The sequence below is a fragment of the Tardiphaga sp. 709 genome (genome assembly GCF_032401055.1).
Lineage (GTDB): Bacteria > Pseudomonadota > Alphaproteobacteria > Rhizobiales > Xanthobacteraceae > Tardiphaga.
This window is the reverse complement of record NZ_CP135529.1, coordinates 1,009,097-1,034,318: the sequence shown is the minus strand read 5'-3', so window position 1 is coordinate 1,034,318 and position 25,222 is coordinate 1,009,097. Positions and strand designations below refer to the sequence as shown.

The window sequence follows — 25,222 nt, the reverse complement described above, 5'->3', positions numbered from 1 at the left end:
CGTCAGCCTGAGCGGTTCTCTCGGCGGGATGGCAGAAGCATACGCGGCCATTCTGGCTAAGAGTATGTACTCATGCAGTTTTTGGGCTTTTTAGCCCCAACGCACCAATGCAAGAAATCAGGGTAGGTCCGGCGAGTTTCCAAAAGGTTAAGCAACCATTGCCAATCACCCGTGCATTTATCGCCAATGGTAAAAATTGTGCATCGCACAGGATTCTTGACGTCATTGTGCACCGCACGATAGATGGGCAGGTCAGATCAGACCGGGGTCCACCCGGCCGCGGCTGACCCGTCCAATCCGGGAAAGGATTTGCAGTGATCAAGGTCGAAGACATCCAGCAGTACGGCAAGGAGCAGTTCGAGAGTGCAGTCGCATCGGCGGCCACGCTTCAGAACGGTGCACAGGCTATCGCTGTCGCGGTTGGCGACTACACCAAGAAGTCGTTCGAGGACGGCAACGCCTTCGTGACCAAACTGTCTGGGGTGCAGTCGCTTGACAAGGTGCTCGAAGTGCAGACCGAATACGCCAAGTCCGCCTATGAATCTTTCGTCGCTGAATCGCACAAGATCAGCGAACTCTATGTCGATCTCGCCAAGCAGGCGTACAAGCCGTTCGAAGGCTTCGTCGCCAAAATGACCCCGGCGCGCTAAGCGATACGGTCTTCAAATCAAAACGCCCGGCCATGATGGCCGGGCGTTTTTGTTTGAAGGTGCACTCTGGGTTTTACTTGGAGACGCGCAACGCGTTCAGCGAGTTGCCGATCGCTTTGAACGCTGCGGCGATGCCGTCGTTTGTGCTTGTAGGAAAGAAATTTCCGGTATCGGCACAGGATTTCAGAACTGCGGACTCCGGATCGCCGCCCGTGTTGACCTGGATCGTATAGATCACGGTGTCCTGCTTGTTGGTCACCGGGTTCGGTTTTTTGATGTCGGCACACAGTAACTTCTGTCGATCGTCAACCAGTGTCGACCAATGGACGCCGTCACCGTACCATCGGTCCTTGGTATTCATGCCGTCCGACAAGATGATAAGTGCATCTGTGTATTTGTAGTTGGAATCCTTGGCCGGTGCCGGGAATGGATCGCTACCGATCTGCAAGGTGCGCCAGGCCCAGGCCATGCCGATCGGCTGGTTGGTGCCGCCGTTGGCAGACAAGTCTTTGATCTTGTCCGTGAGCTTGGTAACGTTGTCAGGACCATAGGCCGATGTCATCCCCAGAATGGCTGCCGGACATGCATCGTACTGATAGGCCGGATAGCGTGCTGTGCCCGACGGGGCTTCGTTGGTGGTGTCGTAAGGCTGATCGCGGTCAGTGACGCAGCCATTCCAGGCGTTCTTGTTGGAACTCGCATTCCAGGTTTTGTTAGCCGCTTGACACTCGGCTTTGGTGTCGTAGTTCGAACTGCTGCAGGATCCATATTCGTCCCATTTGAGCCAGGTCGCGTTCTTGTTCGACGCGCCGACATTGACCATCTGCGCAAACGGAATGATCGAGATATAGGTGTCCTCGGTCATGCGCGAGTTGGCGCTCAGCGTCTTGATAAGATCCGTTGCTGCCTTCTGCATCGCCTCCAATTTTCCGGTATTCATACCCATCGACCCCGTGACGTCGAGCGCCATGGCGACGCGCATGCGCGTCGAGCCCCAAGTCGTGGTCGAGCCGCTGCTGATCCCTAGTTGCGGGAGGCCGACCATCTTCATGAAGTCGGTTGCGACGGCACCGGAGCCGTTGACGGTGACGGTGGAGCCGTCCTTGGTGTTGGTCGTGTAGCTCGCCGTCACCGTGATCTGGCCGGCATTCGTGTTGGTGTACAGCGCGTTGAAATAGGCCTTCGCTTTGTTGGTGACATCGGTCGCCGACATGGTCGGATTGGCGGACAGGTCCTTCGAAACCATCAGGGCTGCAGAGTCGAGCGCCGCCTGCATCGCCGAGCGGGCCGCGTTGGCACGGGAGTAGTCGACGGCGGCGCCCACGAAGCCGAGCAGGGGCACCAGCGCAACGGCGAAGGTCATCGCGATATTGCCGCCGTCGTGGCGTGTAAATCGGGATGCGAGGCGCTTTGCCTGGCTCGACACGGACTGAATAAACATTGTCACCGCCAATGGTAGGTTTCTGGCGGTCATGTCGGCGGCTGCGGCTAAACAGGTGGTAAAGGTGTCCTCAGAAAATAGGTAAAAGGCCAACTATTGGTGCGCCGCTGCGCCGGCGCCCGGTATTATCGTGAACGACGGTTAAATGGCTGGTTGGCGGATCCGGTCAAATCGAGCACGATCGGTTAACCCTGACCGGACCGGGGGCCATCAGGCGGGGTGCGCGGCGAGCCATTCGGGGTGCTTGCAGTGCGCTTGCGAGAATGCCCACAGGAACCCATATTGGCTCCATCGGTCCTGTAACGGACAGCGTCGCACCCATGCGGCGACCCGGGGCGCCTCTGTGCCCGAGGCGTCCGGCAGCACGTCGTGGCTGGGGACGCTGTCAATTCGGGGCTGGCCAATATCGGCTAGGGACTTTTATACAGGCGCTATGTTCCAGAAACCTTCAAAATTCATGCCTGACGGCATCCTGATGCCTGTGGCCGGCGCCCCCGACGACCGCCGCCGGCAGCCGCGTGGCATGGCAGAGGACGACAACCGGTCCAATGCGCCCGGTGGGCCGGCCACCTCGGTCATCACCAAGGTCAAACCCAAGACCAAGCGTCCCAACCTGTATCGCGTGCTGATCCTCAACGACGATTACACACCGATGGAATTCGTCGTCCATGTGCTGGAAAAGTTCTTCCAGAAGGACGCCGAGGCGGCAACGCAGATCATGCTCCACGTTCATCATCACGGGATCGGGGAATGCGGCGTTTTCACCTATGAGATCGCCGAAACCAAAGTGACGCAGGTGATGGATTTTGCGCGCAAGCACCAGCACCCTTTGCAATGCGTGATGGAAAAGAAGTAGCCTCACGTGAATTCCCGGAAACTGGGAACGGGTCTTGCATTGAACTGATGTGAGTCGAACGCGGTCGTTCGGCTGCGTCAACAGCGCATGTGACAATGCGCTGGAATGAACAGACGTGCTCTGCGGACACGTCACAACAAGCAGCGGGAACCAGCCTTTCACCACGATCAGACATCACTATATGTGAGAAAGGTTCTTGTTGCCTGACCCGGCAACGACGATCATGATGGTGGGGGCCAACGAGGACGCGGAATGCCAACTTTTTCTCAAAGCCTTGAACAATCGCTGCATCGGGCGCTCTCGATTGCGAACGAGCGACACCACCAATATGCGACGCTGGAGCATCTCCTGCTGTCACTGGTGGATGACAGCGACGCAGCGGCAGTGATGCGGGCGTGCAGCGTCGATCTCGACAAGCTGCGCGGAAGCCTTGTCAATTATCTCGAAACCGAATTCGAAAACCTGGTGACGGATGGCGCAGATGACGCCAAGCCGACCGCAGGTTTCCAACGCGTGATCCAGCGCGCCGTCATTCACGTGCAGTCGTCGGGTCGCGAAGAAGTGACCGGCGCCAATGTGCTGATCGCGATCTTCGCCGAGCGCGAAAGCCATGCTGCGTATTTCCTGCAGGAGCAGGACATGACGCGCTACGACGCGGTGAATTACATCAGCCACGGCATTGCCAAGCGGCCGGGCGTTTCCGAGGCGCGGCCGGTGCGCGGTGTCGATGAAGAGACCGAGACCAAGAATGGCGACGACGCCAAGAAGAAGGGCGAGGCGCTCGACACCTATTGCGTCAACCTCAACAAGAAGGCGCGTGACGGCAAGATTGATCCGGTGATCGGGCGTACGGCCGAGATCAACCGCGCGATCCAGGTTCTGTGCCGTCGGCAGAAGAACAATCCGCTGTTCGTCGGCGAAGCCGGCGTCGGCAAGACGGCGATCGCTGAAGGTCTGGCCAAGCGCATCGTGGACAGCGATGTGCCGGAAGTGCTGTCCGCGGCCACCGTGTTCTCGCTGGACATGGGCACGCTGCTGGCCGGCACGCGCTATCGCGGTGACTTCGAGGAACGCCTGAAGCAGGTGCTCAAGGAACTCGAAGCGCATCCGAATGCGATCCTGTTCATCGACGAAATCCACACGGTGATCGGTGCCGGCGCCACCTCGGGCGGCGCGATGGATGCCTCGAATCTGCTCAAGCCCGCGCTGGCTTCGGGTGCGATCCGCTGCATGGGCTCGACCACTTACAAGGAATATCGCCAGCACTTCGAGAAGGACCGCGCATTGGTGCGCCGGTTCCAGAAGATCGACGTCAACGAACCTACCGTTGAAGATGCGATCTCGATCCTGAAGGGCCTCAAGCCGTATTTCGAGGATTACCACAAGCTCAAATACACCAATGAGGCCATCGAGGCTGCGGTGCAGCTCTCGTCGCGCTACATCCACGACCGCAAGCTGCCGGACAAGGCGATCGACGTGATCGACGAGTCGGGCGCGGCGCAGATGCTGGTGGCCGAGAGCAAGCGCAAGAAGACAATCGGCATCAAGGAAATCGAGACCACGATCGCGACCATGGCGCGGATCCCGCCCAAGAGCGTGTCGAAGGACGATGCCGAGGTGCTGCGGCATCTTGAGTCGACTTTGAAGCGCGTGGTGTTCGGGCAGGACAAGGCGATCGAAGCCTTGGCGGCATCGATCAAGCTGGCCCGTGCCGGCCTGCGCGAGCCGGAGAAGCCGATCGGCTCGTATCTGTTCTCGGGCCCCACCGGCGTCGGCAAGACCGAAGTGGCGAAGCAGCTCGCGTCGTCGCTGGGTGTCGAGCTCATTCGGTTCGACATGTCCGAATATATGGAGCGACACACCGTGTCGCGCCTGATCGGCGCGCCTCCCGGCTATGTCGGCTTTGATCAGGGTGGTCTGCTCACCGATGGTGTGGACCAGCATCCGCATTGCGTGGTGCTGCTCGACGAAATCGAGAAGGCGCATCCGGATCTGTACAACGTGCTGCTGCAGGTGATGGATCACGGACGGCTGACCGACCACAATGGTAAGCAGGTGTCGTTCCGTAACGTGATCCTGATCATGACGACCAATGCCGGCGCCGCCGACATGGCACGTGCGGCCTTCGGCTTTACCCGCGGCAAGCGGGAAGGCGAGGATCAGGAGGCGATCAACCGGCAGTTCGCGCCGGAATTCCGCAACCGCCTCGATGCGGTCGTGTCCTTCGCACATCTGAATTCGGATGTGATCGGCATGGTGGTGGAGAAGTTCGTGCTGCAGCTGGAGGCCCAGCTCGCAGACCGCGACGTCACCATCGAACTGTCCGATCCCGCCAAGGCCTGGCTGATCCAGCACGGCTACGACGAGCAGATGGGTGCGCGACCGATGGGCCGCGTGATCCAGGAGCACATCAAGAAGCCGCTGGCCGACGAACTCTTGTTCGGCAAGCTCAAGAATGGCGGTCATGTCCGCGTCGTCCTGAAGAAGGACGAGGCGGTGCTCGGTGTCGATCAGGAAAGCATCGGCTTCGAATTCGTCGACGGCCCCGTGACGCCGAAGCCGGAGAAGCTGCCGGCGAAGCGCGGCGCCGCCAAGAAGCCGAAGTCGGGCAAGGGTTCGGGTTCGGCCAAGGGACCGCTGGAGAAGGCGTAAGCCATCGGGCAATTGAACAAATGAAAACGGCCGGTGAGAGATCACCGGCCGTTTTTGCTTTGGGCTATTGGATTGTGCCGAGCTTACTGCCCCAGCAGTTTCTGAATCTGCTTTTGCAACTCGCGCTTTTTCTTCTCGCTCTTGCGCAGGCGCTCTTCGATGTCGGAGCTTTCCTTGCTCTCCACCGGCGGATCGGTGAAGGCGACGCCGACGATGTTGTCGCGCCACCAGACGATCCTCGCGAGGAACGAACGGCCCTTTCGCGCGATGTTGAGTGTCAGCTCATCCTTCGGCAGCCGCGCGCCGCTTCCAAATTCGATGCGGGCGCCGTCTTCGGAAATGTCGCGCACGACACATTCCTTGGCCTTCTGGTCCTTGGACGCGACGGCACCGTAGATCACCTTGTCTCTGACGTTCTTGCGCCGCTCGTCCATGTCCTGAGGTCCCCTGAGGTTACAGGCGGGGACTGTACGCAGTTCCATCCGCCGGGGAAGGCTCTCGCGCGGATTGAGCAGATTTAACGTAAACCAAAGTTAAGGGCGATCGCCGAAAGACGGGGTGATCGGCCTCAGGGCGGGCTCAGCCCGCCGTCTCGCGCAATCCCCGGGCAATGTCCTTCTGCCTGTCGAATTCGGCCCGCCGGCGCGCCAGTTCCTCGGCGCTGAGCAGGGCGACATTGTTGTAGTCGCGCTTCCAGACAGCGTCCCTAGCCCAGCGCTGCGGCGACTGCAGGGTGGTCTGCGGACCCACGGCGGATTCCAGCATGCGCAGCGCCAGTTCCAGGGTTTGCGCCTGCGAGGCCTTGTCATGTGGCTTGCCGGCGGAATTGCCGAGCGGGAAGTCGCTGAACAGGAAACGGGGCACGGCAGCGTGTTCGACAATGTCCTTGGCGCAGCCCGCTACCACAGTGGCAATGCCATTGGCCTCCAGCTCGCGGGCGACGAGGCTGATGGTCTGATGGCAGACCGGGCAATTCGGCACCAGCACGGCGACATCGACACTATCGGCCTTCGCGCGCTTCACGATCTCCGGTGCATCGGTCTCAAGGGTTACGCGATGGCTGCGATTGGTCGGTGCGCCGTAGAAGCGCGGCGCGACACTGCCGATGCGGCCCGATGCGGCGAGTGCGCGCAGTGCGGGCAGGGGAAACCAGGTGCCGCTGTCGTCCGCCCTCGTGTGCACGCGATCATAGGCGATGTGCGAGATGCGCAGGTCATGATCGACCGACGTATCGCCGTCATAGACCTGATAGAACTTGGCGCCGCCGTTGTAGAGCGCGCCCGGACCCTGATCGCCCTTGTCGGGATCGAAGGGCGCTGCGGTGGTGACGATGGCGACGCGCGACTGCGCCAGCGGTTTCTTCAGCGGCTGGAACGGCGTGTCGATGTGATGGGCCCAGCGATAGGGAACGTCATAGCCGATCGCCTGATAATAGGCGCGGGTGCGGGCCATATACTGGATCGGAACATCGTCGTCGCTGGCAAAGCCGGATGTGTCGTCGCGCGCGTCGGCCATTGTTTGCACTCCCGCTTTTGCCGTCTTTCATTCATAGCTAGCTGCTGGGGTCTCGCTGTCAAGGCGCGGGGAATCCGCGCGGGATCAGGCATGGCGCTCCGAAGGACCATCGGCCGGATAATTTGCCTCGCGGCGCTGTTGCTTGCGCCGGTCGGGGGCGTGCGCGCCGAAGAGCTCCCGGTCAGCGAACTGGCGAAGCCCGGTGCGGACCGGATGTTGCCGATGGCGGCGCCATCGAAGCCAAATCTGGCACGCGACAGTGACGCACGCGAGTCGATGTGTCTGATGATCGAGTCCGCAGCGCGAGCCAACGACCTGCCGCTGGAATTCTTTGCCCGCGTGATCTGGCAGGAGAGCCGGTTTCAGCCTGATGCCGTGGGTCCCGTGACGCGCAATGGCCAGCGCGCACAGGGCATCGCGCAATTCATGCCGGGCACGGCCAATGAGCGGCGCCTGCTCGATCCGTTCGATCCGGTGCAGGCGCTGCCGAAATCGGCGGAGTTTCTCAGCGAGCTGCGCAACCAGTTCGGTAATCTCGGCCTCGCGGCTGCGGCCTACAATGCAGGACCGCGCCGCGTGCAGGACTGGCTCGACGGCAAGGGATACATGCCCGGTGAGACCCGCAACTACGTCTCCGCGATCACCGGTGTGACGGTCGAGGACTGGCAGGCTGCGGGCCGCAACGGCAAGACGCCGCCGCGTGCCGCGACGTCGAACTGCCGCGAGCTGATGGCACTGCTGCAGCGCGCGCCCAATCCCTTCGTCACGCAACTGGAAGCGCGCGTGAAGCTCGGCGAAGCACGGCCATGGGGTGTGCAACTGGCGGCAGGCTTCAATCGTGATCGTGCTTTGATGTCCTATGCACGCGTGATGCTGCGCTTGCGCACGGTGGTCGGCGAACGCGATCCCAACCTGCTGAGTTCGCTGTTCCGAAGCCGCGGCACGCGAACCTTCTACCAGGTGAGGATCGGGACCGACACGCGTGACGAGGCCAACGATCTCTGCGGCAAGATCCGCCGGGCCGGGCAAGGCTGTCTGGTGCTGCGCAACGGCAGAGCGTGACTGCTGGCACCCCATGCATTGGCGCCTCTTGACGCCGGCGGCTTTCGGCAGCCTATGACAGGCCGGATCAACCAAGAAGAAACAAACACACGTGTCGCTTCCTGCACTGGATTCACCGAGATGGCAGGGCAGTGCGGCGGCCTTCCTTTACGGCATGCGGTCGATCACGACGACCATCCTGACGCTGGTCTTGTTCGCGACCTATATCGGCATCGGCGCGCTCGCCCATGACACGCATTTCAGCCTGTTCTGGGCGCTGGCCAGCACATTGTTCGTCTGGGCCGGTCCCGCACAGATTATTCTTCTCGTCGCGCTCGGCTCCGGCGCCACAGTGATCCAGGCGGCGCTCGCGGTGACTGTGAGTGCGATCCGTTTGTTTCCCATGGTGGTGTCGGTGCTGCCGATGCTGCGCATGCCGGAGACCAAAAAGCGGCAACTGATCTTGCCGTCGCATTTCATCGCAGTGACGCTGTGGGTGGAATGCTTCCGGTTGATGCCGCTGGTCCCACGCGAGCGACGCATCGCCTTCGTCAACGGCCTCGGCCTCGGACTTGTCTTGTCGTCGCTGACCGCGACCTTCATCGGCTATCATCTCGCAGCCAATCTGCCGCCGCTGTTCGGCGCGGCGATCCTGCTGCTGACCCCGCTGGCGTTCCTGCTGTCGACGGCGCGCAACTGCAAGCAGCTCGCCGATGTCGTGGCGCTGGTGCTCGGTCTCGCGCTGTTTCCTGTCGTGTCGCTGTTCAACACCGGCGTCGACATTCTGATATCGGGCGTCTCGGCCGGGACCATCGCCTATGGCGTGCATCGCTGGAGGCGGCGATGAGCGACTTCATCGGCGACTGGCACGCGCTCCTTGTGCTGCTGCTGGCGGGTTTCCTCCCCAATGAGGTCTGGCGCATGCTTGGCCTGTGGCTCGGCGGCGGCGTCGACGAAGAGTCCGAGATCCTGATCTGGGTGAGGGCGGTGGCCACGGCGATCCTCGCCGGCGTCATCGCGCAAATCCTGGTCGTGCCGCCCGGCGCATTGGCGAGCGTTCCGCCGCCGTTGCGCTATGGTGCGGTCGCTGTCGGCCTCGTCGTCTTCGTCTTGTTCAGGCGCTCGATCTTTCTTGGCGTCGCATGCGGCGAGCTGGTGATGGTCACCGGCAAATACATCCTCGGTTGATAGACGACAGCGTCAGGCTGTATCGGCCTTGTATGACTGCGTGAACGCGATAGTCTCCGCTCAACTTAAAAATAGGGGTTGGGAGACGATATGAGATTGCGCGCAAGTTCTACCTTGATAACCGGCATCGTTATCGCTGCGTTGGGTTTTGCCGCGCCGCTCGCCCGTGCGGCGGAATATCCGACGCGCACGATCAAGCTCGTGGTGCCTTATGCAGCCGGCGGGCCGACCGATGTGCTTGCGCGTCTGGTGGCGGATTATCTCGGCCGCGACCTCAAGCAGACGGCGATCGTCGAGAACAAGCCGGGCGCGCAGGGCGCCATTGCCGCCGAAGCGGTGACGCGTGCAGAACCCGATGGCTACACGCTGTTTGTTACGGCTGCATCCATCATGGTGCTCAACCCGCTGCTCTACAAAAAGCTGTCCTACGATCCGCAGAAGGATCTGCGGATGCTGACGGTGGTCACTGACTTGCCTGTGGTGATGGAAGTACATCCATCTGTACCGGCCAAGACGGTGAAGGAATTCGTGGCTTACGCGAAGGCCAATCCGGGCAAGCTGAATTTCGGATCGGCCGGCACCGGCGGCACCATTCATCTCGCCGGCGAGATGTTCAAGCAGATCGCTGGCGTCGAGATGACACATGTGCCCTACAAGGGCGCAGGGCCGGCGCTGACCGATCTTCTCTCCGGCAATATCCAGGTGATGTTCGATACGCTCTCCACGGCGCTGCCGCCTGTGAAGGCCGGGTTGCTGCGGCCGCTCGGCGTCAGTTCGAAAGAACGCAGTCCCGATCTGCCTGATGTTCCCACCGTCATCGAAAGCGGCTACCCCGACTATCAGGTCGGCGTCTGGTTCGGTTTGGCGGGATCGTCGAAATTGCCGGACGATGTCGTCAAGACCGTGATGGCCAGCATGGACCGCGCCCTGAACGACAATACATTCCGTGCCTCGCTGGAAAAGATCGGCTTCCCCGTACTGCGGCCGAAGACGGTCAAGGAGATCAACGAATTCGTTGACGAAGACCGGGCACGGTGGTCGAAGGTGATCAAGGCGCAGAACATCTCGCTGGATTGATCGACATGGTGCAAGAACGGTGACCAATGGTTCGTGAAAGTGAAATCCGTGCCGGCGAACTCGCCGTCGATGCACCGAAGCCGAACCATGCGGGCCTCGTCTATATCGGGCGCATCCGCACGCCCTGGACGTCGCGGCTGGAAACGCCGCGGCAGGGTCGCCATGACGGCCCTGTATGCCGGCTCGAGATCTTCGAGCCGTGGGTGGCGGGTCTGAAGGACCTCGACCTCTACAAGCATCTCGAAGTGATCTACTGGCTGCATCTGTCGCGCCGCGACCTGGTGCTGCAGAGTCCCAAGAACGACGGCAATGCGCGTGGCATCTTTTCGCTGCGCACGCCGGTGCGGCCGAACCCGATCGGTACGTCCATGGTGAAGCTGGTGGGGATCGAGGGATCGACCGTGATGGTGCGCGGGCTCGATTGCCTCGACGAGACGCCGCTGCTGGACGTGAAGCCCGATCGCTGCGAATTCACGCCGCTCGCGCCGCCGCAGCCGGGGGACTTTCAGACGGAGTAGGGCTTAACCTCCCCGCGTAGAGCGGGGAGAGGGAGCTTACAGCGCCGCCAGTGCCGCGATCAGTTTCGTTGCGTTGTCTTCCAGCACCTTTGGGTCTTCCTTGCGCGATGCCGGCGGCAGCAGGCCGACATTGTCGTGGCGCGGCATCACATGCATGTGCAGGTGGAACACCACCTGGCCGCCGGCGGCTTCCGAATATTGTGCGATGGTCATGCCGTCGGCCTTGAAGGCCTGTTTGCAGGCAGCGGCGATCTTGTGGGCGGCGCGGATCACATGGGCGTAGTCGTCCGGAGTGATGTCGAAGATATTGCGCGCAGGCGCCTTGGGGATCACCAACGTATGGCCGGGGGAGCGCGGCATGATGTCGAGGAACGCCAGCACGTGGTCGTTCTCATAGACCTTGTAGCAGGGGAATTCGCCGCGCAGGATCTTGGCGAAGATGTTGTTCGGGTCATACGCGGTCATGGAATCCTCCGGAAAATTTCGGCGCAAATTTTGGCGACTGTCGCTGCCAGAGGGGAGCCGGTCAAGACGGCTTAATCCTGCTCGTCGCCCTTCCTGAACGGGCCGGCTTCGGTCAATTCGCGGACGGCCTCCGCGACATATTCGCGCTCGCGTTGAAGATACTCGCCGACGGCCTGACGCAGTCCGCGATCGGCGATGTAATGCGCCGAATAGGTGGTCTGCGGCAGATAGCCCCGCGCGATCTTGTGTTCGCCCTGGGCGCCGGCCTCGACGGTCTTCAATCCGCGGCGAATGGCGAAGTCGATGGCCTGATAATAGCAGACCTCGAAATGCAGGAACGGGTGATGCTCGATGGCGCCCCAGTGGCGGCCGAACAGCGTGTCCGAACCAATGAAATTGATGGCGCCGGCGATCCACTTGCCGTCGCGCTTGGCCATGATCAGAGCGACATCGTCGCTCATGCTCTCGGCGATCAGCGCATAAAACTCGCGTGTCAGATAGGGGCGACCCCATTTGCGCGAGCCGGTCTCCATGTAGAAGGCGAAGAACGCGTCCCACGCATCCTCGGTGATCTCGCTGCCGGTGAGGGGGTGGATGGTGATGCCATTGGCCAGCGCATCGCGGCGCTCGCGCTTGATCGCCTTGCGATGGCGCGAATTCAGCGTTGCCAGGAAATCGTCGAAGGTGCTGTAGCCGTCATTGCGGAAATGAAACTGCTGGTCGGTGCGCTGCAGGAAGCCGCGTGCAGCAAGGAATTGCCATTCGCTCTCGCGCGCGAAAGTGACATGGACAGACGATGCATCGGTGGCCTCGCAGAGACCAACGAGGCCTCCGGCCAGCGCCGCGCCGACGCGTTCCACATCGACGCCATCGCGGATCAGCAGGCGCGGACCGGTGGCGGGCGTGAACGGAACCGAGGCCTGCAGCTTCGGGTAATATTGCCCGCCGGCGCGCTCATAGGCATCGGCCCAGCCGCGGTCGAACACGTATTCGCCCTGCGAGTGCGACTTCAGATAACAGGGCACGACACCGAGGATGCGGCCCGCGCTTTTGGCGATCAGATGCCGCGGACCCCAGCCGGTGCGGGCGCAGGCCGAATTCGACTTCTCGACGGCCGCGAAAAAAGCGTGAGACACGAACGGGTTGTAATTGGCTATTGAGGCGCAACCGTTGGCCGCCGGGGCGAGCGTATCGAGGCTCTCAATGCCACCGAGATCGGCATGGCCGGTGGCACAGGCATCCCAGTCCGTGGCCGGAATCTGGCTGATGGACGCCACTGCTTCGAGCGTAATTTCCGATGACGTCATCAATCACTTGAACCGGTCATATGCGATCAACCGTCGCGGCGACCGCTCCTAAGATTGTGCATTGCGCCGGACTCTTCAAGACCCGGCAACAACGCCTTCAGGTTACGGCACAAAGCCTTCGAAGGTCATCTGGTCGGCATAGCGGGCCGTGACGGCACGCTGTTCCGGCGTCCGTACGGTCCAGGTCAGCAGCGCGCAGCCGAACAGGTTGTGGGCGATCCAGGGCGCCGGGGCAGGCAGTTCCTTGACCCAGTAGGAGACAAAATGCGGCCGGGTGCGGAAGGCGTGGCGGAGATGGCGCATGCCGTCGCGCTGGGCCTGCGTCAGCGTCAGCCACTCGCCGTCGTCATAGGTGCGCTGGGCCGTGATGCCGCGCGGGATCCCGGGGGCGATCTCGCGCATCGCGAGAACCTGATCGGGATCGAACGACATCCAGGCAACCGGCCCGCGATAGGTTTTGAGAATCTCGGCGACGCGGGTGACCAGTTTGCGATCACCATCGAAGTGGCTCTTGATCTCGATCACGAGCCCGACACGGCCGTCGATCAGTGCAAGAAGATCGCCGAGCGTCATCATGCGCTCGGGCGTGTCCTTGAAGGCTATTTGCTTGAGTTCGGAGGAGGTCTTCGCGAGCAGGGGGCCGGAGCCCTCGGTCAGGCGGCCGAGTTCATCGTCATGATGCACCATCGCCTCGCCATCGGCGGTGAGCTGCACATCGGTCTCGATGCTGAAATTGCCAGATATGGCGGCGTGCATGGCGCCGGGCATGTTCTCGATAATGCCGCGGGTGCGATCGTGCAGGCCACGATGCGCGACCGGCCGGGCGATGAGCCAGTCAGGTGCGCGCATCGGGATTGTCCTGATCAGATGACTTCGAACACCGCGTCGACCTCGACCGCGCAATCGGCGGGGAGCGAGGCGACGCCGACAGCAGCGCGGGAATGGCGGCCCTTGTCGCCGAAGGCGGCAACCATCAGGTCCGATGCGCCATTGATGATCTTCGGCGCGTCGATGAAATCCGGCGTCGAATTGACGAAGCCGCCGAGACGGACGACGCGGGCCACCTTGTCGAGATCGCCGAGCGCAGCCTTGACCTGCGCCAGGATGTTGATCGCGCAGCCTCGCGCGGCATTGACGCCTTGTTCGAGGGTGACGCCGGCGCCGAGCTTGCCCTTGGCAATCAGCTGGCCGTCGGCACCCATGCAAATCTGGCCGGAGACGAACAGCAGATTGCCCGTGCGGACGAAGCCGACATAGTTCGCCACCGGGCTCACCGGCTCGTGAAGCTTGACCCCTAGATCCGCAAGTTTCTGCTCGACCGTTCCTGCCATCGTGATTCCCCAAACAATTGATGATGTGCCCGAACAAAAGTCCCCAAAGGGTTCAGGCGCTCTCTGTTTCACCCATACCGTCCCGCCGCGCAAGTGACGATCCGGCGACACCGAATCTGCCCTGCAACAGTGCGGTTCTGGCAAGATTTGCTGCAGAATATGGCATTTGCGCAGTGCGAATCCGGCGCGGCCGTAGTTGCGACGCAATAGGACGCTCTCTATTGTTGTAGTTCCAGAATCCAGGGAAACCCCATGCGCCGCATTTCCTCCGTTTCGCGCCTCCAGGCCGCTTCGCTGGCACTGACCATGGCAGCCTTCGTGGCGCCGGTGTCGGCATTCGCGGCTCCGCCCGCTGCGGGCACGCCGTTCGTCGCGCACCAGGCGCTGTATGAACTGAAGCTGTTGAAGTCGCGCGGCAACGCCAGCGTCAACAGCGCCAGCGGCCGTATCCTCTATAATTTTACCGGCAGTGCCTGCGAAGGCTACACGTCGGATTTCCGTCAGGTCTCGGAGCTGAACAGCGGCGAGGACAAGACCACGCTGAGCGATCTGCGCTCCACCAGCTGGGAAGCCGGCGACGGCAAGAGTTATCGCTTCAAGATCGACACCCGCATGAATGATGGCGATGCCAGTGCCGTCGACGGCATGGCGGAGCGCGAAGGCGATCACGTCACCGTCAAGCTCAAGCAGCCGGTGGCGAAGACCTTCACGCTGGAGGGCTCCACCGTATTTCCGACCGAGCAGATCCACCGCATCATTGCCGCCGCACGCGATGGCAAGTCGGTGCTGGAACTGAATGTCTATGATGGGTCGGATACGGGCGAGAAGGTCTACAGCACGCTCACGGTGATCGGGCAGGCGATCCCCGGCGACCGCAAGGTCAACGAGCCCGATCCCTCGACCGGCGATAACGGCATGAAGAAGCTGACGCGCTGGCCGGTCACCGTCAGCTATTACGACAAGTCAGCCAAATCGTCCGATGGCGGCGAACAGACACCGGTCTATGCGATGTCGTTCGAACTCTATGAGAACGGCGTCTCGCGGTCACTGGTGCTGGACTACAATGACTTCGTTATCGGCGGCGCCATGAGCAAGTTCAATGTGAAGGACAGCAAGCCTTGTAAGTGAGGGGAGCTGTTTGCTCGATCTCTCGACTGTCATCCCCGCGAAGGCGGGGATCCATAACCACGGTCGACAAAGTTAGAACTCTGTCAGCATCTCCGGCGCTCAAGTTTTGAACTTGGAGTCTATGGGTCCCCGCCTTCGCGGGGACGACAGCCATAAACCTAAAAGCCTATCTCACTCCGCCCGCGACAGCCGCATGCTGTCCAGCAAACGCAGGCCACCGCCGCTTTCACTCTTCAGCAGCTTCTTCACCGCGCTGGAAGCCGCGATCTCGTAGTGATCCGCATAGGCTTCGTGGTTCTTCTCGATATCGTCGAGACGATACAGATAGTTCACCATCAGACTGGCGGACTCACGCAGGCCCTTCGCCGACGTATCGCCAAGCCAGTCGATGCGCTCGAGCCGTGCGCCGTTGCCGAGATGGAAGCGGGCGACGGAATCGATCGGGCCGCCGCGCGGGCTCTTGGCCTTCAGGAAGTAATGCGCGGCGAGCTGCTCCATCACCGGCTTGAGCTGCGCCGTCAGCGCTGTGTCGTTGACCCACAGCGGATCGGCGAGCATGTCGACCAGCGCCTGATCCTCATTGGACAGGTTGAGGTCATCGGCCTTTTTGAGCCACTTCATGAAACCCGGCACCGGTGACAGCGTCACGAACGTATCGAGCTTCGGCAATTCGCGGCGCAGTTCCTCGACCACCTGCTTGATCAGGAAGTTGCCGAACGAAATGCCGCCGAGGCCGCGCTGGCAGTTGGAGATCGAATAGAACACCGCGGTGCGCGCGCGCTCGATCGGCACCGGCTGGCGATCGACGGCCAGCAGTGGCGCGATGGCGCCCGGAATGGTTTCGGTGAGCGCAACCTCGACGAAGATCAGCGGTTCATCGACAAGGGCAGGGTGGAAGAACGCGTAGCAGCGGCGATCCACGGGATCGATGCGGCGGCGCAGATCGTCCCAGTCGTGGATCTCGTGGACCGCTTCGTATTTGATGACTTTTTCGAGCACGTTGGCGGGTGTGGACCAGTCGATCTTGCGCAGCACCAGAAATCCCCTGTTGAACCAGGATGCCAAGAGATGAACGACGTCGCGATCGACGGCGTTGAGATCCTTGTTGCCATTCTTCAGATCGAGAAGATCCTCACGCATCTTCACGAGTTCGCTGGTCGCGTTCGGCGCGCGGTTCAGCCGGCGAAACAGTTCCTGCCGCTGCGGCTCGGATGCGAAATGCAATTCGCCGGAGACGTCGCCGGTCGGCTTGGCGCGCCATGCCGCGATGGCCTTTTCAAGCTTGTCACGATCGGGACCGTAATTCTGTGCGAGGTTCTCGAAGAAGGTGAGGCGGCCGGCCTCGTCGAGACTCTTGTAGCGATCGAGCACGCCGCGCGCGAGGACCGTGCCGGACGCTTCGCCGCGTCCTGACAACAGCTCCGCACAGAGTTCGATCAAGTCCGATGCGTTCTGTTTGGGATCGACAGATGCGGGACCGAGCCGCAGCAGAGTGCGTCCGCGTTCCGAAATGGATGCGAGGAGATCGGAGAAGAAGGAGTCATTGCTCATGGTGAATCAATTCCCGGGCTGGCAGTCCAACCAGTCCGCTTCAATATAGCCCATAGCGAGGCATATTGCGCGATCATTTGAAGCATGAAACAATTGTGAGTGGGGAGCGCTTCGGCAAGAGAATTGCATTCGTTTCTGACTGCGGCCGGATCGCTGAAAACAGAGGAATTCAGGATGAAGCGGATCGCATCGAAGCGTGGCGTTGTGGCGGCTCTGGCACTCGGAGCGTTGCTGAGCAGTGGCTCGGCGTTTGCCCAACAAACCATCAAGGTTGGCTGGACCATCCCGGCCGAAGAATCCAAATACTGGATGATGAAGCGTCCGCAGGAATTCGCGGATCTCGGCAAGAAATACAATATCGAGTGGGTGCAGTTTCAGGGCACCGCGCCGATGACACAGGCACTCGCGGCCGGCGCGCTGGATTGCGCGACGCAATCGGTGCTGGCGCTCGCGCAGGGCATGCAGAGCGGCAACCTCAAGGCTTCGATCGTTGCGCAGCACGTGTTCGAAAAGCCGGGCAGCTTTTCGGTCTATTGGGCGGTAAAAGACGACTCGCCGATCAAGACCATCGCCGACCTCAAGGGGAAGACGATGTCGATCAACACGCTGGGCTCCGGCATCTATGGCCCGATGGCGATCCTCTTGAAGCAGGCCGGCCTCGATCCGGCCAAGGACGTCAAGCTGGTTGAAGTCGGCTTCGCGCTCTCGGAAGAGGCGCTGCGTTCGGGCCGCGTCGATTCCGCCGTGATGAACCAGCCGTTCGCCGCGCGCATGGAAGCCAAGGGCGGCACCCGCAAGCTGTTCTCGCTGTCGCAGCAGCAGGATGGCATCGTGCATATTCTCGAAGCCTGCCGTGCCGACTTCATCGAGAAGAATCCGGAACTGGCCAGGATGTATGTGCGTGATCTGACGCTGGGCATGCAGAAGGCGCTGGCCAATCGCGATGAAACGCTGAAGGTCGTCAATGAAGTGATGAAGGCGCCGATCCCGGTGCTGGAAACCTATCTGCTGAAGGATAACGATTTCGCCAGGGATCCGGGCGCCGCGCCGAATTTCGACGCGATCCAGAAGATGCTCGACACCTATGTCGAGTCCGGAATGCTGCCGAAGAAGCTCGACGTCTCCGAGCTGAAGGGCAAGGTCGTCGCGCCGATCAAGTAACGGCGTCGCTCACTTACAAACAATGACACTCTCTCCGTCATGCCCGGCCTTGTGCCGGGCATCCACGTCTTGGCCACAAGGAAGGCGTGGATGGCCGGGACAAGCCCGGCCATGACGTGGAGAGAGCAGCGCTTGATCGCGATCGTTATTGTGAAGTTGTATCGTCTGACATGCCGCTGTCGATCAGGAGATCGAGCGCGTATTTGATGGTCGCGCGCTCGTCGTCGTTGAAGCGCTTCAGCAGTTCCGCCTCATGTTCGAGCGCGGCCTTCTGCACGGGCTTGACGCGTGCGCGGCCTTTCGCGGTCAGGTAGAGCGTGACGCGGCGCCGATCGTTCGAGGTGCTCTTGCGCTTCAACAGATCGTCGCGCTCCATGCGGTCGAGCACTTTCGTCAGGCCGGGCTGCTTCATCAGCGCCATCGCGGCGAGTTCGCCGACCGATAGGCCCTCGACATCGGCGAGGCAGGCCAATACGCGCCATTCCGGCACCGTGAGGTCCCATTCCTTCAGCCGTGCGTGAAATGAGCTCGACACGTTGAAGCTGGCGCGCGCCAGCAGATAGGACAGGTAGCTGCGTGCAAAACTGTTGCTGGCCAGGGCCGGCGCCCGTGGCTGTGCCTTGTCGATGCGGCGGAGTTGTCCGGAGTGGAAGACGAGGGGGTCGTGATTGCGCTCGACGAAGTGCACGACTTCACCGACCAGGATCGTGTGGTCGCCGCCGGGATAGCGCGCCCAGGTCTTGCATTCGAAGATCGGTGCGAGGCCCTCGATCAGCGGTGCGCCGCTGATGCCCGGCGCATGGGCGATATCAGCAAACTTGTCGGAGCCGCGACGGCCGAAACGCATCGCGAGCTCGCCATGATCGGCGCCGAGAAAATGAATGGCGAAAGCGTCCGCTTCGACGAAGGGATCGTGGCTGGGCGAAGATTTCGCGACGCTCCACAGCACCAGCGGCGGATCGAGCGACACTGACGAGAACGAATTGGCGGTCATGCCGACAGGATGATCGCCTGTCGTTGCGGTGACCACGGTGACGCCGGTCGGAAACTGGCCCAGCGCCTGACGAAACGTCGCGGGGTTGACCGCCTGCGCCTTGTCCACGAGCTTGTCGTCCGCGACCTTGTCCTGCGCCGTCTTGTCAAACGCCATGGAATTCGCCGCTCCGCGACACCCGCGACTGCCCAAAATACAGCGCCGGATTGTCCTTCAAGATTAAAAATATTCCTTTTCATATAACATGACCGCGCCTATCATCCAACCATAATCGCTTTAAAACACGGAGAAACGGCATGCTGGCGGATCGCATCGAGGCGAAATGGATCGACGCATTCTGCGAGATCTTCGAGCGCTGCGCGGTCAAGCCCGGCGACACTGCCGCCATCCTCTCCGAGACGCAATCGCGCGCGCTGAATGTGCACATTGCCGAATTGGCATTGCTCCGTATGGGCGCGCGGCCGTTCCATGTCGTGGTGCCGACGCCGCGCAACAAGCAGGTCGTGCCGATCCGCTCAACCGGCGCGTCCGAAGCGATCCAGCAACTCGGGCCGGTGGTGTCAGCATTGCAGCAGGCGGGTTTCGTGGTCGACTGCACCATTGAAGGCCTGATGCATGCCAAGGAAACACCGGAGATCCTGAAGGCCGGCGCGCGCATTCTCGTGATTTCCAATGAACATCCCGAAGCGCTCGAGCGCATGGTGCCGGACTCGGCGCTCGAAAAGCGCGTGCGCGCGGCGGCCAAGATGCTGCGCGGCACGAAGCACATGAAGGTGACCTCGAAGGCGGGCACTGATCTCGACGTCAACATGGAAGGCGCGGCCACCGTCGGCGTCTGGGGCTGGACCGACAAGCCCGGCACGCTGGCACATTGGCCGGGCGGCATCGTGGTGAGCTTCCCGAAGAGCAAGACCATCAATGGCACGGTGGTGATGGATGCAGGCGATATCAACCTGACCTTCAAGCGCTACCTGACGTCGCCGGTGAAGATGCTGTTCAAGGACGACTATCTCACCGAATTGACGGGCGAGGGCGCCGACGCCGAAATGATGAAGCGCTATCTCGCCGCCTGGGGCGACCGCGAGGCCTATGCCGTGTCGCATGTCGGCTGGGGCATGAATCCCAATGCACGCTACGAGGCGCTGCAGATGTATGACCAGCGCGATACCAACGGCACGGAAATCCGCGCCGTGGCCGGCAACTTCCTGTTCTCCACCGGCGCCAATGAATTCGCCGGGCGCTACACCGCCGGGCATTTCGACCTGCCGATCTTCAAGACGACCATCACGCTCGACGGCGTGGATGTGATCAAGGACGGCGTGGTGCAGGACGTGTTCGGCTGAGTCCGAACACGTCGCTCCAGGCTCGGGCTATCCGGCCAGAGGAACGATCCCTTCTGCTGCGATCAAGCCGGCTTGAGGCAGCCGATGGCCCTTAACAATTGCATAGATCGCGGGGATCACAATCAGTGTGAGCAGCGTCGACGAGATCATGCCGCCGATCATCGGCACCGCGATGCGCTGCATGATTTCCGAGCCCGTGCCGGTGCTCCACATGATCGGCAGCAGGCCCGCCATGATGGCGACCACCGTCATCATCTTCGGACGGACGCGTTCGACCGCACCCTCCATGATGGCGTCGTACAGGTCGTTGCGCGTCAGCGGCCGTCCTTCAATGTCCCGTCGCGCCTGGATCGCGGTCAATGCCTGATTCAAATAGATCAGCATCACCACGCCGGTCTCGGCGGCAACGCCGGCCAGCGCAATGAAGCCGACGACGACCGCAACCGACAGGTTGAAACCGAGCCACCACATCAGCCAGAGGCCGCCGACCAGCGCGAACGGCAGCGACAGCATAACGATCATCGTTTCGGTGATCGACCGGAAGTTCAGGTACAGTAGCAGGAAGATGATCAACAGCGTCACCGGTACGACGATCTTCAGGCGCGCCGTCGCACGTTCGAGATATTCGTACTGGCCGCTCCACATCACGTAGTAGCCGGGCGGAAATTGAATGCTCGCCTGGACGGCGCGCTGCGCGTCGGCCACGTAGCCGCCGAGGTCGCGATCGCGGATATCGACATAGATGTAGGTAGCCAACTGTCCGTTCTCCGTCCGGATCGACGTCGGCCCTCTCGCCAGCGCAATCCTGGCCACTTCGCCGAGCGGGACCGCGCCACCTCCGGGCATCGGCACCAGCACGTCGTTGGCGATGGCCTGCGGGCTGTCTCTGAGGTCGCGGGGGTATCGCATGTTGACGGTGAAGCGTTGCCGGCCTTCCACGGTCGTCGTCACCGTCTGGCCGCCGAGCGCGGTTCCAATCACGTCCTGGACGTCCTGGATCATGATGCCGTAGCGCGCCAATGCCTCACGATCCGGTGTCACATCGAGGTAGTAGCCGCCGATGCCGCGCTCGGCATAGGCCGACGATGTGCCCGGTACCGCCTTGAGCACCTGCTCGATCTGTTTGGCAAGCCGGTCGATCTCAACGAGGTCGGTGCCGATCACCTTCACGCCGATTGGCGTGCGGATGCCTGTCGACAGCATGTCGATGCGGGCCTTGATCGGCATGGTCCAGGCATTCGACACGCCCGGAAACTGCAGCGCCTTGTCCATCTCGGCGATTAGTCCATCAACCGTGAGACCGGATCGCCACTCTTCCTTCGGTTTGAGGTTGATGATCGTCTCGAACATTTCGGAGGGCGCCGGATCAGTCGCCGTGGCAGCGCGCCCCGCCTTGCCATAGACCGAAGCCACCTCCGGAAACGACCGAATGATCCTGTCCTGCATCTGCAGCAGTTCGCCTGCCTTGGTGACGGAGATGCCCGGCAGCGTCGTCGGCATATACATGAGCGTGCCCTCGTTGAGACTGGGCATGAACTCGGTGCCGAGCTGACGGGCCGGCCAGACACTTGCCGCGAGAACGGCGACTGCGAGCAGGACGACCAGCGTCTTCGCGCGCATCACAACGGTGATGACCGGCCGGTAGACCCAGATCAGAAAGCGGTTGATCGGATTCTTGTGTTCCGGAACGATCCGGCCGCGAACGAAGATGATCATCAGGGCCGGGACCAGCGTCACTGACAGGATAGCCGCGGCCGCCATCGCAAATGTCTTGGTGAACGCCAGAGGGCTGAACAGACGTCCTTCCTGGGATTCCAGCGTGAAGATCGGCATGAACGACACGGTGATGATCAACAGGCTGAAGAACAGTGCCGGGCCGACCTCGGAGGCTGCCTCGATCAGGACCTCGACGCGCGACTTGCCGGGATCCGCGCGTTCGAGATGTTTGTGGGCGTTCTCGATCATGACGATGGCGGCATCGACCATGGCGCCTATGGCGATCGCGATGCCGCCGAGACTCATGATATTGGAGCCAAGACCGAGCAGCTTCATGGCGCCGAACGCCATCAGCACGCCGACCGGCAGCATCAGGATCGCGACCAGCGCGCTGCGGACGTGCAGCAGGAATAAAATGCAGACTAACGCGACGACAAGGCTTTCCTCCAGCAACGTGTGCTTGAGCGTGGCGATGGCGGCGTTGATCAGGTTGGAGCGGTCGTAGACCGGGACGATCTCGACGGACTTCGGCAGACTGCTGGCGATCTCCTTGAAGCGTTTCTTGACGTTCTCGATGACGTCGAGCGCATTGACGCCGAAGCGCTGCAACACGATGCCGCTGGCGACTTCGCCTTCGCCGTTCAGTTCGGTGATGCCGCGCCGCTCGTCGGGGCCCAGTTCGACGCGGGCGACGTCGCGCAGCAGGACCGGCGTGCCGTTGTTGGTCTTGAGCACGACATTGCCGAGATCATTGATCGACTTCAGGTAGCCCCTGCCGCGAATGACATATTCGAATTCGGACAACTCCACCGTGCGACCGCCGACATCGGCGTTGCTGGCCCGGATAGCGTCGCGCATCTTCTGCATGGTGATGCCGAGGTCGCGCATCCGAAGCGGATCGAGCACGACGTTATATTGCTTGACGAAGCCACCGACGCTGGCGACTTCGGCGACGCCTTCGGCTTTGGCGAGCGCGAACTTCAGATTCCAGTCCTGGATCGCCCGTGTGTCGGCAAGGTTCAATTCCTTGGACATGATCGCGTACTGGTAGACCCAGCCGACGCCGGTGGCGTCGGGGCCCATCGTCGGCGTGACGCCGGCGGGCAGGCGGGACGCGGCTCCGTTGAGGAATTCGAGAACGCGCGACCGGGCCCAGTAGATGTCGGTCCCATCTTCGAAGATGACATAGACGAACGACACGCCGAAGAACGAGAACCCGCGCACCACTTTCGACTTCGGCACCGTGAGCATTGCCGTCGTCAACGGATAGGTGACCTGATCCTCGATCACCTGCGGCGCTTGGCCGGGGTATTCGGTATAGACGATGACCTGCGTGTCGGAGAGATCCGGGATGGCGTCGAGCGGCAGGTGCGCCAGCGCGTAGATGCCAGCGGCTGCGGCGAACCCTGTGCCGAACAACACCAGCAGCAGATTGCGCGCCGACCATGCGATGATGCGGGCGATCATTGTGGGCTCCTCGCGTCGGAAAAGCCCTTCAGTGCGGCCTTCAGATTGCTTTCTGCATCGATCAGGAAATTGGCCGAAATGACGACTGGTTCGCCGTCTGCGACTCCTTCGCGGATTTCGACGTAGCCGCCGCCGCGACGGCCGAGTTCGACGCCGCGCGGTTCGAAGCGGCCCTGTCCTTTGTCAATGAATACCGATTGCCGGGTGCCTGTGTCGATCACAGCGCTCTCCGGGACGGACACCAACGGATCCACACTTCCAGTCTCGATCGAAGCGTCGATATACATGTCCGGTAGCAGAGCGAGATCGGCGTTCGCGAGTTCGATACGGACGCGTGTTGTCCGGGTCTCGCGATTGACCTGCGGGTAGATCACGTTGACCTTGCCTGCAAACTGCCTGCCGGAAAGGCTGCGCGTCCGGACGTTCACCGGCTGTCCGACGGCGATGGCTCCAAGATCGCGCTCCGCGACATCGACCATCGCCCAGACGAGCGACGTGTCGGCGATACGAAAGAGGATGTCTCCGGGTTGCGCCCGCATTCCTTCGATGGCGTTGCGCTCAAGAACGATGCCGTCCCGCGGTGCGGCCCACGCGATGGAGATCGGGACGATGCGGCTCTTCTCGATTTCGGCAATCACCGTGTCCGGAACGTCGAGATTCATGATCCGCTGACGCGACCCGCGCCCATACAGTCCGTCGCCGCCCGTCGTCTTTGACGTGATGGTGGCGACGTATTCCGCCGCAGCGGACGAGATCGCGGGGCTGTAGATATCCATCAGGGGCTGCCCGCTGTGGACCTTCGTGCCGGTGGTGACATCGGCAACCTTCTGCACCCAGCTTTCCGCGCGCATCGAGATCACGGAGATGCGCCGCTCGTCGAGCTGGATCGTGCCGGGTGCGCGGATCGTCGTCCGGATCACGCGCCTGGTGGCTGGCTCGGACTTCACGCCCGTGCGCTGTATCTTGCCCGGAGAAAGCTTGACCGATCCATCGTCGGAATCGTCACCGTCGAACACCGGGATGTAATCCATCCCCATGGAGTCCTTCTTCGGCGTTGGCGACGTGTCCGGCAGTCCCATCGGATTGCGGTAATACTTGATCTTGCGGCTCGTGTCGGTGCCATCCGACACTGGCTCCGACATCGGCATGGTCTCCGTGAGGTCTTCGAAGCTGACGTCGGCTCCGGCGGGCACAGCGCGGTAGTCGCGACCTGACGCCGCTCTCTTCGGCGTCAGCGAGTAAGCCGGCTTTCCATCCGGATCCTGATAGTAGATAGGCGCTCGGGCTTCCTGCGCATCGGCGGGGGTGGCTAAGGCGAGGGCGTGCGTCATCGGTCGCTGCGCGACGATGAATCCACCTACCGCCGCCGCGATGAACGCGGCGGCGGTGCCAGCTAAAACGGCGCGGTTCATTTCTGGGCCGTGATGACGAGTTTGTTCTCGACGGAGTCGGTTTCTCCTTGCACTTTGGCGCCGAGAGAAAGCTGCCAGCGACCGGCCATTCCGAAGGTAGCCTTGAACTTGTAGGTGCCGGGCTCGGCCCCCGATACTGGCGTGACCTTGGTGGCCATCTCCTGCATACCGTCAGGAGCCATGTCGAGACGGGTTGCAAAAATAACGGCATCCGGCACGGGCTTGCCGGTCTTGGTGTTCAGCAGGCGGACGGTGATGATCTTGTCGGGGCCGGCCTGAACGGACTGGTCGACGAGCTCGAACGCGTAGTCCTTGATATCAGCCAGTGCAGCCGTGCTTGCGCCGCCCAAAGCGACAGCGATCAACGCAGCCCGTAAGGCGCGCGGGGAGTGAGACGTCTTCATGGTTT

Annotated in this window: 23 protein-coding genes; 11 read left to right on the top strand and 12 right to left on the bottom strand. The window is 61.7% G+C overall.

What is annotated here, in order from left to right:
• Positions 1–314: 314 nt before the first annotated feature.
• Complete coding sequence (locus RSO67_RS05365) at positions 315–650, top strand: phasin family protein (protein ID WP_068734393.1); 336 nt, start codon at positions 315–317, stop codon at positions 648–650.
• A gap of 73 nt (positions 651–723) precedes the next feature.
• Here RSO67_RS05365 and RSO67_RS05360 read toward each other — a convergent pair whose 3' ends face one another.
• On the bottom strand, positions 724–2,091 hold the full coding sequence (locus tag RSO67_RS05360) for a TadE/TadG family type IV pilus assembly protein (RefSeq protein ID WP_315842670.1): 1,368 nt from the start codon (positions 2,089–2,091) through the stop codon (positions 724–726).
• A gap of 523 nt (positions 2,092–2,614) precedes the next feature.
• On the opposite strand from RSO67_RS05360, the gene clpS reads away from it, so the two are divergent.
• Together clpS and clpA are read left to right on the top strand one after the other, a co-directional pair.
• Complete coding sequence (clpS, locus tag RSO67_RS05355; protein ID WP_068734422.1) at positions 2,615–2,947, top strand: ATP-dependent Clp protease adapter ClpS; 333 nt, start codon at positions 2,615–2,617, stop codon at positions 2,945–2,947.
• Between the two features lie 252 nt (positions 2,948–3,199).
• On the top strand, positions 3,200–5,599 hold the full coding sequence (gene clpA, locus RSO67_RS05350; RefSeq protein ID WP_315842669.1) for an ATP-dependent Clp protease ATP-binding subunit ClpA: 2,400 nt from the start codon (positions 3,200–3,202) through the stop codon (positions 5,597–5,599).
• Between the two features lie 83 nt (positions 5,600–5,682).
• Here the strand turns inward: clpA and RSO67_RS05345 are convergent, their stop codons facing one another.
• Both RSO67_RS05345 and RSO67_RS05340 read right to left on the bottom strand, forming a co-directional pair.
• A complete protein-coding gene (locus tag RSO67_RS05345) occupies positions 5,683–6,033 on the bottom strand; it encodes a PilZ domain-containing protein (protein ID WP_068734400.1) in 351 nt (116 codons plus the stop codon).
• Between the two features lie 145 nt (positions 6,034–6,178).
• Positions 6,179–7,114 carry a glycine/sarcosine/betaine reductase selenoprotein B family protein gene (locus RSO67_RS05340; protein ID WP_315842668.1) on the bottom strand — a complete coding sequence of 312 codons (936 nt, stop codon included), beginning with the start codon at positions 7,112–7,114 and terminating at the stop codon, positions 6,179–6,181.
• A 90-nt stretch (positions 7,115–7,204) separates the two neighbouring features.
• Between RSO67_RS05340 and RSO67_RS05335 the strand changes: the two genes are divergently transcribed.
• The 5 genes from RSO67_RS05335 (at position 7,205) to tsaA (ending at position 10,938) form a co-directional block, all read left to right on the top strand.
• Positions 7,205–8,176 (top strand): lytic transglycosylase domain-containing protein, encoded by a 972-nt coding sequence (locus RSO67_RS05335; RefSeq protein WP_315842667.1) that lies wholly within the window; start codon positions 7,205–7,207, stop codon positions 8,174–8,176.
• A 91-nt stretch (positions 8,177–8,267) separates the two neighbouring features.
• Complete coding sequence (locus tag RSO67_RS05330; protein ID WP_315842666.1) at positions 8,268–9,002, top strand: AzlC family ABC transporter permease; 735 nt, start codon at positions 8,268–8,270, stop codon at positions 9,000–9,002.
• On the top strand, positions 8,999–9,343 hold the full coding sequence (locus RSO67_RS05325; protein ID WP_315842665.1) for an AzlD domain-containing protein: 345 nt from the start codon (positions 8,999–9,001) through the stop codon (positions 9,341–9,343). The genes RSO67_RS05330 and RSO67_RS05325 overlap by 4 nt, the downstream gene beginning before the upstream one ends.
• A gap of 90 nt (positions 9,344–9,433) precedes the next feature.
• Positions 9,434–10,420 carry a tripartite tricarboxylate transporter substrate binding protein gene (locus RSO67_RS05320; RefSeq protein WP_315842664.1) on the top strand — a complete coding sequence of 329 codons (987 nt, stop codon included), beginning with the start codon at positions 9,434–9,436 and terminating at the stop codon, positions 10,418–10,420.
• A 26-nt stretch (positions 10,421–10,446) separates the two neighbouring features.
• Positions 10,447–10,938 (top strand): tRNA (N6-threonylcarbamoyladenosine(37)-N6)-methyltransferase TrmO, encoded by a 492-nt coding sequence (gene tsaA / locus RSO67_RS05315; RefSeq protein ID WP_315842663.1) that lies wholly within the window; start codon positions 10,447–10,449, stop codon positions 10,936–10,938.
• 36 nt (positions 10,939–10,974) lie between these two features.
• Here the strand turns inward: tsaA and RSO67_RS05310 are convergent, their stop codons facing one another.
• From RSO67_RS05310 to RSO67_RS05295, 4 genes are all read right to left on the bottom strand, one after another.
• Positions 10,975–11,403 carry an HIT family protein gene (locus RSO67_RS05310; RefSeq protein WP_315842662.1) on the bottom strand — a complete coding sequence of 143 codons (429 nt, stop codon included), beginning with the start codon at positions 11,401–11,403 and terminating at the stop codon, positions 10,975–10,977.
• Between the two features lie 71 nt (positions 11,404–11,474).
• Complete coding sequence (locus RSO67_RS05305; protein WP_315842661.1) at positions 11,475–12,710, bottom strand: GNAT family N-acetyltransferase; 1,236 nt, start codon at positions 12,708–12,710, stop codon at positions 11,475–11,477.
• A gap of 102 nt (positions 12,711–12,812) precedes the next feature.
• Positions 12,813–13,559 carry a glycerophosphodiester phosphodiesterase gene (locus RSO67_RS05300; RefSeq protein WP_315842660.1) on the bottom strand — a complete coding sequence of 249 codons (747 nt, stop codon included), beginning with the start codon at positions 13,557–13,559 and terminating at the stop codon, positions 12,813–12,815.
• A 14-nt stretch (positions 13,560–13,573) separates the two neighbouring features.
• Positions 13,574–14,041, bottom strand: coding sequence for a RidA family protein (locus RSO67_RS05295; protein ID WP_092144382.1), 468 nt, complete (start codon positions 14,039–14,041; stop codon positions 13,574–13,576).
• A 306-nt stretch (positions 14,042–14,347) separates the two neighbouring features.
• On the opposite strand from RSO67_RS05295, the gene RSO67_RS05290 reads away from it, so the two are divergent.
• The gene (locus RSO67_RS05290) at positions 14,348–15,169 is read left to right on the top strand and encodes a cell envelope integrity EipB family protein (protein WP_315844172.1); all 822 of its coding nucleotides are present in this window, start codon (positions 14,348–14,350) and stop codon (positions 15,167–15,169) included.
• Positions 15,170–15,340: 171 nt separating this feature from the next.
• Here the strand turns inward: RSO67_RS05290 and RSO67_RS05285 are convergent, their stop codons facing one another.
• The gene (locus RSO67_RS05285) at positions 15,341–16,720 is read right to left on the bottom strand and encodes a malonyl-CoA decarboxylase (RefSeq protein WP_184517769.1); all 1,380 of its coding nucleotides are present in this window, start codon (positions 16,718–16,720) and stop codon (positions 15,341–15,343) included.
• Positions 16,721–16,894: 174 nt separating this feature from the next.
• Here RSO67_RS05285 and RSO67_RS05280 point away from each other — a divergent pair, with 174 nt between their 5' ends.
• On the top strand, positions 16,895–17,881 hold the full coding sequence (locus RSO67_RS05280; RefSeq protein ID WP_315842659.1) for an ABC transporter substrate-binding protein: 987 nt from the start codon (positions 16,895–16,897) through the stop codon (positions 17,879–17,881).
• Positions 17,882–18,026: 145 nt separating this feature from the next.
• Here the strand turns inward: RSO67_RS05280 and RSO67_RS05275 are convergent, their stop codons facing one another.
• Positions 18,027–19,031: a flavin reductase gene (locus RSO67_RS05275; protein WP_315842658.1), complete on the bottom strand. Its 1,005-nt coding sequence runs from the start codon at positions 19,029–19,031 to the stop codon at positions 18,027–18,029.
• Between the two features lie 140 nt (positions 19,032–19,171).
• Between RSO67_RS05275 and RSO67_RS05270 the strand changes: the two genes are divergently transcribed.
• Positions 19,172–20,218, top strand: a complete 1,047-nt coding sequence (locus RSO67_RS05270; protein WP_184517767.1) for a peptidase M29 — start codon at positions 19,172–19,174, stop codon at positions 20,216–20,218.
• 27 nt (positions 20,219–20,245) lie between these two features.
• On the opposite strand, the gene RSO67_RS05265 is transcribed toward RSO67_RS05270, so the two are convergent.
• From RSO67_RS05265 to RSO67_RS05255, 3 genes are read right to left on the bottom strand one after another with little or no spacing between them, the layout of a single operon-like run.
• Positions 20,246–23,401: a CusA/CzcA family heavy metal efflux RND transporter gene (locus RSO67_RS05265; protein WP_315842657.1), complete on the bottom strand. Its 3,156-nt coding sequence runs from the start codon at positions 23,399–23,401 to the stop codon at positions 20,246–20,248.
• Positions 23,398–24,813 carry an efflux RND transporter periplasmic adaptor subunit gene (locus RSO67_RS05260; protein WP_315842656.1) on the bottom strand — a complete coding sequence of 472 codons (1,416 nt, stop codon included), beginning with the start codon at positions 24,811–24,813 and terminating at the stop codon, positions 23,398–23,400. The genes RSO67_RS05265 and RSO67_RS05260 overlap by 4 nt, the downstream gene beginning before the upstream one ends.
• Positions 24,810–25,217, bottom strand: a complete 408-nt coding sequence (locus tag RSO67_RS05255; protein ID WP_315842655.1) for a FixH family protein — start codon at positions 25,215–25,217, stop codon at positions 24,810–24,812. The genes RSO67_RS05260 and RSO67_RS05255 overlap by 4 nt, the downstream gene beginning before the upstream one ends.
• Positions 25,218–25,222: the final 5 nt, after the last annotated feature.